Source organism: Pseudomonas sp. BGI-2 (genome assembly GCF_004310295.1).
In the GTDB taxonomy this organism is placed as follows: Bacteria; Pseudomonadota; Gammaproteobacteria; order Pseudomonadales; family Pseudomonadaceae; genus Aquipseudomonas.
In genome coordinates this window covers 1-14,290 of record NZ_SISB01000052.1, presented here as the reverse complement: position 1 = coordinate 14,290, position 14,290 = coordinate 1, and the positions used below count along the sequence as shown (strand labels likewise).

The following is a 14,290-nucleotide window of genomic DNA, read 5'->3' as shown; positions in this document are numbered from 1 at the left end:
GGATAAATCCCCTCGCCACAGGTCTCTTGCCAGCAGCTCTCAACCTGCCAATCCCCGACATCCCCTCTAGGAGCAAATCCTGCAGAGGACTACAATCGCCACCCCGCCTCGATGGCTGATCTGCCCCGCCCATGTTGACCTGTTCCGTACACCCGCTGCCCTATCGCGCCAACCCCGCCGAGTACTTCGCGGCGATTCGTCATGCCCCCGGCGCCGTGCTGCTCGACAGTGGCCGGCCAACCGCTGATCGCGGGCGATATGACCTGCTCAGCGCCTGGCCGCTGGAGCAACTGGCGGTGCTGCCGGACGAAAGCGGCCTGCATTTCCTGCAACGCCTTCGCGACAATCTGACGCGACTCGGCGAAGCGGCCGTTCCCTATGAATTGCCGTTCGCCGGTGGCCTGATCGGTTACCTGAGTTATGACTTCGGCCGCCATCTGGAACACCTGCCGAGCCAGGCGCAGGACGACCTGCAACTGCCGGATGCGCGTTTCGGGTTGTACGACTGGGCACTGATCAGCGATCACCACTTGGCAACCAGTCAGTTGGTGTTCCACCCGACGCTGATCGACAGTGAGCGCCTGCGCCTGATCGCCTTGTTCAGTCAGCCTACGGTTGAACCGATCGAGCCGTTCACGCTGAAAGCGCCGATGAAAGCCGACCTGAGCGCCGATGAATATCGCTACGCCCTGGAACGCATTCAGCACTACATCCAGGCCGGCGATTGCTATCAGGTGAATTTCGCCCAGCGCTTCCGGGCTGAGTGCCAAGGTGATTCGTGGGCTGCTTATGTGGCGCTGCGGGCCGCGTGCCCGACACCGTTTTCCGGTTTCCAGAGCCTGCCTGGCGGCGGCGCGGTTTTGAGCCTGTCTCCTGAGCGCTTCGTCAAAGTCAGCGAACGCCATGTGGAAACCCGCCCGATCAAAGGCACCCGCCCGCGGGGCCTGACCGCTGCCGAAGATGCCGCATACGCCGCTGAACTGCTGGCCAGCCCCAAGGACCGCGCGGAAAACCTGATGATCGTCGACCTGCTGCGCAACGACCTTGGCCGCACGTGCCGCATCGGTTCGGTGCGGGTTCCGGAACTGTTCAGTCTGGAAAGCTATCCGAATGTGCATCACCTGGTGAGCAGCGTGACCGGTGAACTGGCGGATGGCCGGGACGCCCTGGACCTGATCGCCGGCAGTTTTCCGGGCGGATCGATTACCGGTGCACCGAAGATTCGTGCCATGCAGATTATTGATGAGCTAGAGCCGACCCGGCGCGGCTTGTACTGCGGTTCGTTGCTGTACCTGGACGTGCGAGGCGAGATGGACAGCTCCATCGCGATCCGCAGTTTGCTGGTCAAGGATGGGCAGGTGTGCTGCTGGGGCGGTGGCGGGATTGTCGCGGACTCGGAGTGGCAGGCGGAGTATCAGGAATCGATTACCAAGGTGAAGGTCCTGCTCGACACCCTGCAAAACCTCTAAAAGCTTCGCGGGCAAGCCTCGCTCCTACAGGACCGCGTAAGGCCTTGTAGGAGCGAGGCTTGCCCGCGAAGGCGTCCTTGAAAACGACTACAAACTCAAAGCACGATTCGAAGCCTTGATGAACTCCTGCTTCAAATCCTCAAAGCTGTGCACCGTCGGAAATTGCGGAAACTCGCGAATCACGTTATCCGGTGCATGAAACAGAATCCCCGCATCCGCCTCACCCAGCATCGTGGTGTCGTTGTAGGAATCCCCCGCCGCAATCACTCGGTAGTAAAGGCTCTTGAACGCCAGAACCGACTGACGCTTCGGATCTTTCTGACGCAACTGATAGCTCGTCACCCGCCCCGAATCGTCGGTTATCAGGCGATGGCAAAGCAACGTAGGGAACCCCAGTTGACGCATCAGCGGCTGGGAAAACTCATAGAACGTGTCCGAAAGAATCACCACCTGAAACCGCTCACGCAGCCAGTTGACGAATTCAATGGCGCCGTCCAGCGGCTTCAGCGTGGCGATCACTTCCTGAATGTCGGTGAGTTTCAAGCCGTGCTCGTCGAGAATCCGCAGGCGCTGCTTCATCAGCACGTCGTAGTCGGGAATGTCCCGGGTGGTCGCCCTCAGGGATTCAATACCGGTTTTTTCAGCGAACGCGATCCAGATTTCCGGGACCAGCACACCTTCGAGATCCAGACAGGCAATTTCCACAAGACACTCCCATTTGTATTGATTATTGAGTCGAGCGAGTAAAAGGACTGCCGAACTCTAGCGACTCAGGCTGCCCCGCGCAACGCAGAGGGCGCGCCCGCCGCTGCAGGATTTTGTTACCATCAGCCCTATATAGAGCGCCCAGCGCCACCGACCTGTAGGAAGCCGCCCTGATGAGCCCATCGTTCGATGTCGTGGAACTCGCCACGACCTATGCCAACAAATCCGCCCAGGACATCCTGAAACTCGCGTTCGCCGAGTTTGGCGATGACCTGTGGATATCTTTCAGCGGCGCCGAAGACGTGGTGCTGGTGGACATGGCCTGGAAGCTGAACAAGAACGTCAAAGTGTTCAGCCTCGACACCGGCCGCTTGCACCCGGAGACCTACCGATTCATCGATCAAGTGCGCGAGCACTACAAGATCGACATCGAACTGGTGTCACCGGACTACACGAAACTTGAACCGTTCGTGAAGGAAAAAGGCCTGTTCAGTTTCTACAAGGACGGTCATGGCGAGTGCTGCGGCATTCGCAAGATCGAGCCGCTGCGACGCAAGCTGTCGAGCGTGACCGCCTGGGCCACTGGCCAGCGTCGGGACCAGAGCCCGGGCACCCGCAGTGCCGTGGCGGTGATGGAAATCGACACCGCGTTTTCCACCCCGGAACGCACCCTCTACAAGTTCAACCCGCTGGCGCAGATGACCAGCGAAGAGATCTGGGGTTACATCCGCATGCTCGAGCTGCCGTATAACAGCCTGCATGAACGCGGCTTCATCAGCATTGGCTGCGAACCGTGCACCCGCCCAGTGCTGCCGAACCAGCATGAGCGTGAAGGCCGTTGGTGGTGGGAAGAAGCGACGCAGAAAGAATGCGGGTTGCATGCGGGGAATATCATCAGCAAGTCCAAAGCCTGATTCCGTGCCTTGTGAAATCCCCCTGTGGGAGCGGGCTTGCTCGCGAAGACGTCGTATCAGGCTCCAACGATGTTGAATGTTAGTCCGTCTTCGCGAGCAAGCCCGCTCCCACAGGTTCTTTGAGCGACCTGAAGATGTGTACACACGAATGTCACCATAGGTGCCATTTGTGTGTGCACTTTTAGTTTCTGCGCCCCAAAAAGTTACATCCTCCTTTCCTGACTTCCTCAGTCGCGCTTTCTCACAACCTCGGCCGAAAAATAAATACCTGTTCAATCGGTCAATTTATATCGCCTTTTTTTCAGTCACTTATCTCACACCGATAACAAAACAAAATTAGCCCTGACTTTCACAGGCCCGTAACTGGCATGGATCTGGCTTAAGTGCATACATGTTTTGTATACAATCACCTCAAAACATACACACACTTTAGATCCGCAAGCCTGAAGCGCCCTATCCCGTACAGGCTGCAGATGCCCCGCAACCAATGATGCTTTTTGCCCGCGACGAAGATTTGTCGAGCCGACGCTCATGCACAGTCATCGCGACGCCAAGCTCGGAGCCTGCCGGAATGCGTACTAGCCTCTCCAATAACAACAACGCGCTGGATCTGCCCTCCTTATCACCCACCTCCATCCCTCACGACCAAACGTTTGAAGAACCCGTGGTGCTCAGCCCTCGCCTGCACAACAAAGACCTGGCGCCGACCAAAGCCGAAGGCCGACGCTGGGGCCGCTACAGCATCTTCGCCCTGTGGACCAATGACGTTCACAACATTGCCAACTATTCCTTCGCCATCGGGCTGTACGCGTTGGGTCTGGGCGGCTGGCAGATTCTGTTGTCCCTGGGGATCGGCGCGGCGCTGGTGTATTGCTTCATGAACCTCTCCGGCTACATGGGTCAAAAGACCGGCGTGCCGTTTCCTGTCATCAGCCGGATCAGTTTCGGCATTCACGGGGCGCAGATTCCTGCATTGATCCGCGCCGTTATCGCCATCGCCTGGTTCGGTATTCAGACGTACCTGGCGTCGGTTGTGTTTCGCGTGTTGCTGACGGCGGTGCACCCCGGGTTCGCCGAGTACGACCACAATTCGATTCTTGGCCTGTCGAGCCTGGGCTGGGTGTGTTTCGTGGCGATCTGGCTGGTGCAACTGGGCATCCTCGCCTATGGCATGGAAATGGTGCGGCGCTATGAAGCCTTCGCCGGTCCCGTGATTCTGCTGACTGTCGCCGCCCTCGCCGGATGGATGTACACCCAGGCCAACGCGACCATCGCCTGGTCGATTCGCGAACCGCTGACGGGTGGTGAGATGTGGCGCAACATCTTTGCCGGCGGTGCGTTGTGGCTGGCGATCTACGGCACGTTGATCCTCAACTTTTGCGACTTCGCCCGTTCTTCGCCGTGCCGCAAAACCATCAAGGTCGGAAATTTCTGGGGCCTGCCGGTGAATATTCTGGTGTTCGCGGCCATTACGGTCCTGCTCTGCGGTGCGCAGTTCCAGATCAATGGCCGGATCATCGAAACCCGACAGAAATCATCGCGTCGATCCCCAACACCTTCTTCTTGGTGCTTGGCTGCCTGGCCTTCCTGATCGTCACCGTGGCGGTGAACATCATGGCCAACTTCGTCGCCCCGGCTTTCGTGCTCAGCAACCTGGCGCCCAAGTACCTGACCTTCCGCCGCGCCGGGCTGATCAGCGCGACCATCGCGGTGCTGATCCTGCCGTGGAACCTCTACAACAGCCCGTTGGTAATCGTGTATTTCCTGTCCGGCCTCGGCGCCCTGCTCGGGCCGTTGTACGGCGTGATCATGGTCGACTACTGGCTTGTACGAAAAGGCCAGGTCAACGTGCCGCAGTTGTACAGCGAAGACCCCAACGGCGCTTATTACTACAGCCGCGGGGTCAATTTACGCGCCGTAGCGGCGTTCATTCCTGCAGCGTTGATCGCCATCGTCCTTGCGCTGGTGCCGGGTTTCGACAGTGTGTCGCCCTTCTCCTGGCTGATAGGTGCCGGGATTGCCGGGATGCTCTATTTGATCATCGCCAAGCGGCAGCCCCACTACGCCGACGTCAGCGGTGAAAGCATCGCGGTCGACAACGTCAGCCACTAACTCACTGGCGGCCCGGCAGCGTCGGGCCGCAGAACCACCCTGCATTAAGGACTTTTCATGCGAATTCTCGTGGTCAACGTCAACACCACCGAATCCATCACCCAAGCCATCGCCCGTTCCGCCCAGGCGGTGGCCGCGCCGGGTACGGAAATCATCGGCCTGACGCCACATTTCGGCGCCGACTCCATCGAAGGCAATTTCGAAAGCTACCTGGCCGCCATCGCGGTGATGGACCGGGTGATGTCTTACGACCAACCCTTCGATGCCGTGATCCAGGCCGGTTATGGCGAGCACGGTCGCGAAGGCCTGCAGGAATTGCTCAACGTACCGGTGGTGGACATCACCGATGCGGCGGCGAGCACGGCGATGTTCCTTGGCCATGCCTACTCGGTGGTCACCACGCTGGACCGAACCGTGCCGCTGATCGAAGATCGGCTGAAACTGTCCGGATTGTGGGACCGCTGCGCGTCGGTGCGGGCCAGTGGCCTGGCGGTGCTGGAGCTGGAATCCGATCCGCAACGGGCGCTGGAAGCGATTGTTCGCCAGGCGGAAATGGCGGTGCGGGAGGACAAGGCGGAAGTGATTTGCCTGGGTTGCGGCGGGATGGCCGGGCTGGATGAACAGATTCGCCAACGCACCGGGGTGCCGGTGGTGGATGGCGTGACGGCGGCGGTGACGATTGCCGAATCGCTGGTCAGGTTGGGCTTGTCGACTTCCAAGGTGCGCACTTATGCGACGCCGCGGCCCAAGAACATCATTGGCTGGCCTGGGCGGTTTGGCAGGTAGACCGCGTCATCGTTCTTCGCGGGCAAGCCTCGCTCCTACAGGGATCTGTGGCGTCCACAAAAACCTGTAGGAGCGAGGCTTGCCCGCGAAGGCCGCGACTCGGTTTTGAGGCTGGCTCAAACCGCACTAAACCTGCGCCCCAACCCCTGCTCCGCAAACTGCTCAATAATGAAATCCACAAACGCCCGGGTCTTGCCCGGCAGCAGTTTGTGCTCCGCGTAATAGATAGAAATGTTGCCGTCATCGACATACCAGTCCGGCAACACCCGTTGCAACGTCCCAGCCTCCAGATAGCCCACGGCGAACGGCATGCTCACCAATGCAATGCCCAACCCCTGGGCCGCCGTCGCACACGCCGCCTCCGAATCGCTCATGGTCATTCGCGCCTTGAGCGTCAGCGGGTTGTGTTGCTGAGTGCGACTGGTCAATTGCCAGGAGCGCACTCGGCCGGTTTGTGGGGAGCGGATCAGGATGCCATCGTGGTCCGTGAGTTGATCGGGCTCGACGATCACAGCCCGCGCCGCCAGATACTCGGCTGACGCCACCAACACCCGATGCGCCGGTGTCAGCTTGCGCGCCACCACGCCTTGCGGCAGCTCGAATCCCCCACCAATCGCCGCATCGAAACCCTGAGCAATCAGATCGACCTGACGGTTATCGAAATGCCAGTCCGGGTTGATCGCCGGAAAACGCCGCAGAAATTCGCCAAGCAACGGCACGACATACAAACGCCCGAACACCGTGCCCATGCTGACCTTCAGTGTCCCCGCCGGCCGGCCCTCGGCGCTGGCAAGGTTGGCCACCGCGTTCTGAATCGTGTGCAAGCTGGAACTGACTTCGCCGAGAAACAGATGACCGGCCTCAGTCAGCGTCAGGCTGCGCGTGCTGCGTTGAAACAGCCGCACACCCAGCCGCGTCTCAAGCTTTGCAACACTTTTACCGACCGCCGCCGGGGTCAAGCTCAAGCGTCGTGCGGCTTCGGCAAAGCTGCCAACCTCGGCGCTGCGCACGAAGCATTCGATACTGCTGAAGGTTTCCATAGGCGCCACTATAAACTTCTGGTTTACACAGACTATCGCAATTGCTGTCTACACAGGGTGCGTTCCTGAATCAATACTAGGCTCCATCAACCGAGACATTTCGCCTCGGGACTTCGGAGATCGATATGACTACTCAGAACCTCAGCGGTAAAGTGGCTTTGATTCAAGGCGGGTCCCGCGGCATCGGTGCAGCCATTGTCAAACGCCTGGCCGCTGAAGGCGCGACAGTCGCCTTCACCTACGTCAGCTCCACGGCCAAAGCCGAAGAATTGCAGAACAGCATCACCGGTAATGGCGGCAAAGCCCTCGCCATCAAGGCTGACAGCGCCGACGCCGAGGCCATCCGCAGCGCCGTGACCGCCACCGTAGAGGCCTTTGGTCGCCTGGATATCCTGGTCAACAACGCCGGCGTACTGGCTGTTGCACCGCTGGAGGATTTTAAACTCGAAGATTTCGACCAGACCCTGGCCATCAACGTGCGCAGCGTCTTCATCGCCACCCAGGCCGCCGCCAAGCACATGACTGAAGGTGGTCGCATCATCAACATCGGCAGCACCAACGCCGACCGCATGCCCTTCGCCGGTGGCGGCCCGTACGCCATGAGCAAAGCGGCACTCGTCGGCCTGACCAAAGGCCTGGCCCGCGACCTCGGTCCACGCGGCATCACCATCAACAACGTGCAACCAGGCCCGGTCGACACCGACATGAACCCGGCCAGTGGTGACTTCGCCGAAAGCCTGATCCCGCTGATGGCGGTGGGCCGTTACGGCAAAGCCGAAGAAATCGCCAGCTTCGTTGCGTACCTGGTAGGGCCGGAAGCGGGTTACATCACAGGTGCAAGCCTGACCATCGACGGTGGTTTTGGCGCCTGATGCGGTCAGTCAACGCAAAATAAAATGTGGGAGCGAGCTTGCTCGCGAAGGCGGAGTGTCAGGCAACATTGATGTTGTCTGACACTCTCTTTCGCAAGCAGGCTCGCTCCTACAATTTCTATATCAAGCCCACTCGAGGGCTGGCAAACCACAAGCACTCGGTTGGAACGCCTTCAGCGTACGAAGAATGCCATCGGCGTGTGCGTACTTTTCGTCAGCCATCGCCGCGTCGGGAATCGCAATCGCCGTCATCCCCGCCGCTTTCGCCGCGGTCACGCCGAACGGCGAGTCTTCAAACACCAGACAATCTTCAGGCGCAACGCCCAGGCGCCGCGCTGCCGTCAGAAAGATATCCGGCGCCGGTTTAGCCGCGCCCACTTCAGGGTCATCGGCCGTCACAACAAAATCGAACAGCGCAAACCAGTCGCGGTGCAAGGTGGTTTTCTGGCCGAACGACTGCCGCGAAGAACTGGTGCCGACCGCAATCGGGATGTTATTGGCTTTCAAGTGCCGGACCAGTTCCTCGGCGCCGGGCATCGCCAACGCTTGCGGAAAACGCTCGCGCATCAGCGGTTCGCGGATCACCAGAAACTCTTCGGCGGTGATGGGCAGCTCCAGCGCCTCGACCACGTACCGCGCCAGGTCACCCGCGCCACGGCCGATGATGTTCTGTTTGATGCTCCAGTCGAAGACTCGACCGTAGCGCGCAGCAATCATGGACGTCACCTCGGTATAAATGCCCTCGGTGTCCAGCAGCAAGCCATCCATATCGAAAATCACGGCCTTGATCGGGCCGAACTCATTCAGCGGTGCATTCATCGCATCTGATCCGTTTTCTAATGACATCCCAGAGGCGGCTCAGGTGCGGCCGGGTCCGTGATCGATTAAAGGATTCAGCAGCATAGCGAGCGCGGCTGCCATCGAGCAACGGGCAATCCCTGTCGAATACAAAAAGTGTTCGTCGTCATTTAGCGATTTGCCCTACATAAAACGCCTCCTTTCCCGACTTCTTTACCCGTTGATCCCAAGCAAAGTCTCGCGCTCAACTTGATCTGCGCGAGGGACTGCGAATTTTCGTACCTGACAAGGTACTGGCCTTGAATAACGCCATCGGCCTGCTGGTGGTCGCAGCCATGGACCCCGAGCAGCCGAATGTCGAAGCGTTGCTCGGTGACTTTCGACTTTGCCTCAATGAGTACGACGCCTGGGCTGAAAGTTTCTGGACCGGCAAGGCGCTGGATATCGAGCAGGTGTTCAAGGTCGGTAATGAAGTTCGCCTGGTCGCGCCGAAGAATTCCACCACGCCTGTCAGTTCTACCGTCGCCGCGTGCCCGGCAGCGGGTCCCCTGACGCTGGTGCACATGTTCGATGCGGCGCGGTTCGTACCGATCGGCAATACCCCGGTGATGCTTGAGCCGATGATCTCCAAGGGCGTGTTTGGCGAGCCGGTCTACCACGAGATCGGCCCCAGCGGCATCCTGGAAATCCCCGAGTGCGAGCGCAGCCTGCGTTATCGCATCACCTTCTTTCCGAACGTTTCCACTGAGCACGTCAAAGCGCTTTACGCCTCTTATCAAGGCGTGATCAGCGATCTGGAAAGCTGGCTGCGTAATGAGTGGAGCACCGAATTCGAACCCTTGTGGACTGAGTTCGCCGAGGCCGGTTTCACCAAACGCTACGGCCTGCTGCAACAGGCCGACTGGCGCGGTTTCGAGAACTCGCTGAACGGGCTGTGGGATGACGTGAAGCAGATCTACGAGCTGATCGCGGACCTGCAAGCCAACAGTGAAAAGCTTCTTGAGTACCTGACCGAGACCGAACTTGAAACGCTGCTGAAGGCTTCGGCTGAATCCGTCGCCAATCTGTTGCTGGTGTTGAGTGATGAGCCGTTGATGTTCATTCATCTGGCGGCGATCACCAGTTGGCTGAGGATGTCGCCACCACAGTACATCGCCGAAGTCGTGGCGGAGATTCGTACGGGAATATTGATCAGCCTCCTACTTGCGCGCTTCACAGGACCTGCCGGGTTGAAGCTCGGCGTCAGCGCCAAGGTGCTGGAAAAGGTCAAATCCGACCGCGCGCGCAACTGGCTGGCCGCCGCAAGCCTGAGGCTGGCCGGGCTTGGCGCAAGGTCCGACCTGACGACCCACGCGGGCGTACTCAAGCCCCTCGCGGTCAATGTCCGAAATGCTCCGCTGAAACCCGCGCCCGCCGTGCCGTTGCAGATCAGCGCGGGCACTGCGCCGGTTTTGTTGGTGCAGAATCCGGTCGCCATTGCTCGCGACAAATCCGCAGCCATGACCCGATTGGGCCGGCAGGAACACCGTGACGACGCTCCCGATCAAGCGAAAAACCCCAACGGCGACAGCGCTGATTGCGCGCCTCTGACCTGCACCAACGGTTGTCCGGTGTCGATGGTCACCGGCGAAGAATTGCTGACCCTGGACGATGGGGCGCTGAACGGTTTGCTCCCGTTTGCGTTTACCCGTTTGTACCGAACCAGCGCCGTGGAAACGGATTGCGGGCTGGGTTTGGGCTGGAGTCATTCGCTGGCGCATCGGCTGGAGCTGGACGCGGAACGCGTCGTCTGGACCGACCATGAAAACCGTCGCACGACGTTTCCCCTGCCCAGTCTTTCGCGTCCGGCGATTCATAACAGCCTGTCCCGCGCGGCCATTTATCTCGGACATAAACCGGAGGAGCTGATTCTTGCACTGGCCGGTGAAACGGCGCGGTTTTATCACTTTGTGAATGGTCGGCTGACGACCATCAGTGATGCCTACGACAACCAGCTGCACATCACCCGCGACCGTCAGGATCGCATTCAACGCATCGACAACGGCGCAGGACGTTCACTGTTGTTGCGTTACGAGCGCAGGCACATCGTTACGGTCGAGTATCAGTCGTTTCATCCCGCCGAAGGTTTGGTGGATGCCTGGCGTACAGAGCAAACGCTGATTGCCTACCGCTATGACGCTCGTCACCGGCTGATCGAAGCGACCAATGCTGCCGGCGAAAGCGAGCGGTACGACTACGACGATCAACACGTGATTCTCCAGCGGCAACTGGCCGGTGGGGCGAGTTTCTTTTGGGAGTGGGAAAGGTCCGGCAAAGCAGCCAGATGCGTCAGGCACTGGGCGACTTTTTCGCAGATGGATACGCACTATGTCTGGGATGACGACGGCGGAGTATTGGTCAAGAACGTCGATGGCAGCGAAGAAGTTTATGTCCATGACGATAAGGCGAGGTTGGTGCGCCGGGTTGGGCCGGAGGGCGGCGAGCATCTCAAGGCGTACGACCAAAACGGTCAGTTAATTGCCGAGCAAGGGCCGCTGGGGGCGATTACTCAATACCGCTATGACGAGATGGGGCGGCTGATTGCGCTGATTCCTCCTGAAGAAGAGCCAACGTCCTACGAATACCGTAACGGTTTCTTGCACGCGCGGTATCACGGCAAAGCGGTGTGGAAGTATCAGCGGAACGCGCAGGGTGATGTCACGGAGGCCATCGATCCCGACGGCCACATCACTCACTACCACTACGATGCTCAAGGACGGCTGCTGTCTATCCGTTACCCGGACACCAGCCGTCATGTGTTCGTGTGGGATGCAATCGGGCAATTGGTCGAAGAGACCTTGCCGGACGGCAGTCAGCGGCGTTTTTCCTACGATGTATTGGGCCGGCGGATTACCCGTCAGGACGAACATGGCGCCGTCACTCACTACCAATGGGACGCCGTTGGCCGACTGACTCAGACGATTCTTCCAACAGGCACCAGCCGCGCGTTCAGCTACAACGCCTACGGCAAGATCACCGCCGAACGCGATGAACTGGGCCGCGTCACCCGATTTGAATACGAGAATGACCTGCACCTGGTCAGCCGCCGGATCAATCCCGACGGCACGCAGCTGCGATATCGCTACGACAACGCACGGCTGCTACTGACGGAAATTGAAAACGAATCCGGCGAACGCTATCGACTGGACTACACGCCCAGCGGATTGATCCGACAGGAAACCGGCTTCGATGGCCGGCGCACAGCGTATGCCTACGACCTCAACGGCCATCTACTGGAAAAAACAGAATTCGGCGATGACGGCTCGCAGCTGTTCACGAGTTACCAACGGGATACGGCCGGACGACTGCTGGTCAAAAACCTGCCCGACGGCGTCAACGTCGAGTATCGCTATGACAGCCTTGGCCGATTGGCCAGCGTCGATGACGGCCATGACCATCCGTTGGAGTTCGAGTACGACCAGCAGAATCGCCTGATCACCGAGCATCAGGGTTGGGGCACATTGCGCTATGCCTACGACGCCTGCGGCAAGCTCAACCATCTGCGTCTGCCGGACAACAGCAAACTCGACTATCACCACGCCAAGGGCGGTGTGCTGACAGCCATCGATCTCAACGGCACACGCCTTACAAGCCACACGTACAAGTCCGGCCGAGAGTTTCAACGCCAGCAAGGCCTGTTGCTCAACCACTATGACTACGACGAACAAGGCCGCCTGAAAGCCCACGCCATCAGCCAGCACCATCAGCCACTGTATCGCCGCGACTATGCCTACAGCGCCAACGGCAATCTCGAACACATCGCCGACACCCGTCATGGTCAACGCAGCTATCAATACGATCCGCTCGACCGACTGATCCGCGTCCGCCACTCCCGCGACCAGCAGCCCGAAAGCTTTGCCCATGACCCCGCCGGCAACCTGTTGATGCAGGATCGGCCCGGCCCGACCACCGTCAAAGGCAATCGCCTGCTGATGCAAGGCGATCGTCACTTCGACTACGACGCCTTTGGCAACCTGATCCGCGAGCGCCGCGGCACCGCACAAAAACTCGTCACCGAATACCGCTACGACTGCCAGCATCGTTTAGTCGGCGTCACTCTCCCGAACGGCAACACTGCCAGCTACCACTACGACGCCTTCGGCCGCCGTATCAGCAAAACCGTTGATGGCAAAACCACCGAATTCTTCTGGCAAGGTGAGCACCTCGTCGCCGAACACAGCCAGGACCACCACCGCAGCTACCTCTACGAACCCGGCACCTTCCGTCCGCTGGCCATGCTCGACGGCAAAGGCCCGCGCCAGGCGTGCCCGTTCTACTACCAACTCGACCACCTCGGGACACCACAAGAACTTACTGACTACAGCGGCGACATTATTTGGGCCGCCCAGTACACGGCGTATGGCCGCCTGACCCGACTCAACCGCGACACGCATCAGGTTCTGGATCAGCCGTTGAGGTTTCAGGGGCAGTATTACGATGCGGAGACGGGGCTGCATTACAACCGGCATCGGTATTACAACCCGGATGTGGGACGGTATCTGACGCCGGATCCGAGTAAGTTGGCGGGTGGTATCAACGGGTATCAGTACACGCGCAATCCCACGGGGTGGGTTGATCCGTTGGGGTTGAGTGATTGTCCGGGGGCGGATGGGTGTAAGAGGCCTTCGCTTGGGGATGAGGATCCGGCGGGGAAGGCGAAGGTTGATGAGGGTGAGCCAACTTCACCTAGCCCCACGCAGCAGCTACCCAATTTTGGAACAAGAGATAAACTCAATGATCATTTTGAGAAGCACGGTGACAAATTTGGAGCAAAAAACTCTGTCGACTATCTCGACACAGCACGCTACATCATGAGTAACGGAATTAGGGTTCAATACCCTTATAAGACTGAAACAAGAACAGGATTTGTGATGTTCTTGGGCAACAACAGCAAAGGGAAAGCAAAATTTTCGTTCGTAGGCACGAACAATCAGCAAGAAATAACCACTTTGCATGTAAAAACTGGAAAAGACTTTTGGAAGGCAATCAATAACGACGCCCAAGATAAAACCATCAGGCCCTACAATGAATAACATAAAAACTGTAAAGGTCCTTCACCTTAGCGACACGAACGAAGAAGATGCAACCCTGCTGGTTGACGGGTACGCCGTTGAATGTTTTATCAACTCATGCCCCCACAAAATAGAAATCGGAAAATCATATCAAGTGGAGCTAGTATTAAATCTGTCCGACTCTTACCAAGTAGAAAAAACGACTGATAACACCGCACTTATTGAAAAAACAAAAAAAGGCTATGCCTATCTTCTCTGCGGCACACTAAAAAACGATATTTTTGAATCGTTCACGGACTTTCATGATGAAGACATACATTACGATTACCCGGAATTAAACGATCAGTTTATAAAACTAGAAGTAGATCGAATTGATGTGAACTTTTTATAGTAACAATCAAAAACAACGCCCATACTGTAGTGGTCTAATTTCCCCGGACACCTCGATAGGTGGAAAATGCATCTATCGAGGAGATTTTCATGACCGACAAACGCAGAACATTCGACGACAGCTTCAAGCTGGAAGTCGTGAAGATGATCAAG

General features: G+C 58.3%; 9 protein-coding genes and 1 pseudogene. 7 read left to right on the top strand and 3 right to left on the bottom strand.

Annotation, left to right across the window (positions count from 1 at the left end; genetic code table 11):
• The first annotated feature begins 131 nt into the window (after nt 1-131).
• Nucleotides 132-1,469: an aminodeoxychorismate synthase component I gene (gene pabB, locus EYC95_RS26630; protein WP_131062983.1), complete on the top strand. Its 1,338-nt coding sequence runs from the start codon at nt 132-134 to the stop codon at nt 1,467-1,469.
• An 87-nt stretch (nt 1,470-1,556) separates the two neighbouring features.
• Here pabB and thrH read toward each other — a convergent pair whose 3' ends face one another.
• Nucleotides 1,557-2,174, bottom strand: coding sequence for a bifunctional phosphoserine phosphatase/homoserine phosphotransferase ThrH (thrH, locus tag EYC95_RS26625; RefSeq protein ID WP_131062982.1), 618 nt, complete (start codon nt 2,172-2,174; stop codon nt 1,557-1,559).
• 173 nt (nt 2,175-2,347) lie between these two features.
• On the opposite strand from thrH, the gene EYC95_RS26620 reads away from it, so the two are divergent.
• From EYC95_RS26620 to EYC95_RS26605, 3 genes and pseudogenes are all read left to right on the top strand, one after another.
• Entirely contained in the window at nt 2,348-3,088 is a 741-nt protein-coding gene (locus EYC95_RS26620; protein ID WP_131062981.1) for a phosphoadenylyl-sulfate reductase, read from the top strand.
• A gap of 571 nt (nt 3,089-3,659) precedes the next feature.
• Nucleotides 3,660-5,200 (top strand): annotated as a pseudogene (locus tag EYC95_RS26610) (NCS1 family nucleobase:cation symporter-1).
• Between the two features lie 57 nt (nt 5,201-5,257).
• A complete protein-coding gene (locus tag EYC95_RS26605) occupies nt 5,258-5,986 on the top strand; it encodes an aspartate/glutamate racemase family protein (protein ID WP_131062980.1) in 729 nt (242 codons plus the stop codon).
• Between the two features lie 116 nt (nt 5,987-6,102).
• On the opposite strand, the gene EYC95_RS26600 is transcribed toward EYC95_RS26605, so the two are convergent.
• Nucleotides 6,103-7,026, bottom strand: coding sequence for a LysR family transcriptional regulator (locus EYC95_RS26600; RefSeq protein ID WP_131062979.1), 924 nt, complete (start codon nt 7,024-7,026; stop codon nt 6,103-6,105).
• Between the two features lie 125 nt (nt 7,027-7,151).
• Here EYC95_RS26600 and EYC95_RS26595 point away from each other — a divergent pair, with 125 nt between their 5' ends.
• On the top strand, nt 7,152-7,898 hold the full coding sequence (locus EYC95_RS26595; RefSeq protein WP_131062978.1) for a 3-oxoacyl-ACP reductase family protein: 747 nt from the start codon (nt 7,152-7,154) through the stop codon (nt 7,896-7,898).
• A 123-nt stretch (nt 7,899-8,021) separates the two neighbouring features.
• Here EYC95_RS26595 and EYC95_RS26590 read toward each other — a convergent pair whose 3' ends face one another.
• Complete coding sequence (locus tag EYC95_RS26590; protein WP_131062977.1) at nt 8,022-8,717, bottom strand: HAD-IA family hydrolase; 696 nt, start codon at nt 8,715-8,717, stop codon at nt 8,022-8,024.
• 251 nt (nt 8,718-8,968) lie between these two features.
• Here EYC95_RS26590 and EYC95_RS26585 point away from each other — a divergent pair, with 251 nt between their 5' ends.
• Both EYC95_RS26585 and EYC95_RS30255 read left to right on the top strand, forming a co-directional pair.
• Entirely contained in the window at nt 8,969-13,768 is a 4,800-nt protein-coding gene (locus EYC95_RS26585; RefSeq protein WP_131062976.1) for an RHS repeat-associated core domain-containing protein, read from the top strand.
• Nucleotides 13,761-14,138, top strand: coding sequence for a hypothetical protein (locus EYC95_RS30255; protein WP_165557510.1), 378 nt, complete (start codon nt 13,761-13,763; stop codon nt 14,136-14,138). Before EYC95_RS26585 ends, EYC95_RS30255 begins: the two co-directional genes overlap by 8 nt.
• Nucleotides 14,139-14,290: the final 152 nt, after the last annotated feature.